General features: G+C 49.5%; 1 protein-coding gene. It reads right to left on the reverse strand.

Annotation, left to right across the window (positions count from 1 at the left end):
* Positions 1–3: 3 nt before the first annotated feature.
* Positions 4–1256, reverse strand: a protein-coding gene (locus tag M6G53_RS24835; protein WP_253335205.1) for an IS3 family transposase whose coding sequence is annotated in 2 segments (ribosomal slippage) — positions 4–908 and positions 908–1256 — 1254 coding nt in all. Because the reading frame shifts where the segments join, the coding sequence is not laid out codon by codon here.
* Positions 1257–1312 lie beyond the last annotated feature (56 nt).

Below are 1312 nucleotides of genomic sequence, written 5' to 3' on the forward strand. Positions count from 1 at the left end.
TGACTAGTCCTGGCATAGGTTGACACTTTTATGCCTGTAAAACGCCTGATGCACCGCATCGGGCGTTTTATATTTTAGCGACTGGTGAGGCCGCTCTCCGTTGTAAATTTCTATCGATTCCCTCACCATCTTTCTTGCCTGCTCCAGATCTGCCGGGCGTGATAGCAAAAACTCCGTCTTCAGTATCCCGTTCACCCTTTCCGCCAATGCGTTCTGATAGCAGTCATAGCCATCTGTCATTGAGCATATTAGCCCGTATTTTTCATGGATTGACTGGTAACCTGCTGAACAATATTGTATTCCACGGTCCGAGTGATGGATCAGTGGCTGAGTCGTTTTTCTCTGCTTTAAGGCCTGTTTCAGAGCCTGCACGACATTGTCAGTACGCAGATCGCTGTGTACATGATGGCCCATTATTTTCCTTGAGCAAGCATCCGTTATCAGGCTCAGATAGACCATGCCATTCCGGGTTGGCAGATAGGTAATATCTGCTACCCATACCTGTTCTGGTCGCCTGACCACCACCTGTTCCGGTCCCGTTTTTAATAAATTGGGATGTCGCCGAAAACGATGATGGCTGTCCGTTGTTTTATGGTACGCCCGTCTGACTGGCACCAGCAGCCGGCGTTCCTTCAGCAGAGAGAACAACCGGTCACGTCCGACATGCAATCCATCATCTGATTGTTTATTCAGTAGATAATGCAACTTACGGGTCCCGATACGCGCCTGACGTACTCTTATCGTTTTAACAAAATCGACGATCCGGACATCACGAGCCCGCTGCTTACTAAGCCGTGTATTGTGCTGATACCAGGCTTGTCGGCTGTGTCCCAGGAACTGACAGGCCCGGGTAATGGTTATTTTTTGGGGCTGTTTTTGCGTGAGGACTTGCCTGGCCGCTTTTTTATGACACTGATCCCATAGTCATTTTTCAGCACGTTAACGACAGCATCCAGGAACTCCGCTTTCTGGGTGACCAGCTCAAGCTGTTCTTCAAGTTCCCTGATCCTTTGCTCAGGAGTTAAAGGGGCAGACGGTTGGCTCATGGGCAACTCCCGGCTGGAGAGAGAGGGAAGACCTGGGGCCCAGTTAAGGTGGCCATGCTTGCGTAACCAGGTCAGAACGGTCGAACGTCCCTGAATACCATAGCGCAGTTGAGCCTGTTTGTAGGTCATTTCGCCTTTTTCAACCTGCTCAACAACAGCAATTTTAAAAGACAAAGGATAGTCGCGTTGTGTGCGTTTAAACTCGGCCATTATCACGTTCTCCGGATTTAAGTCGAAAACGTGTCAACGCTATTCAGGACGGGTCA

This window comes from Serratia nevei, assembly GCF_024160145.1.
GTDB classification, from domain to species: Bacteria; Pseudomonadota; Gammaproteobacteria; order Enterobacterales; family Enterobacteriaceae; genus Serratia; species Serratia nevei_A.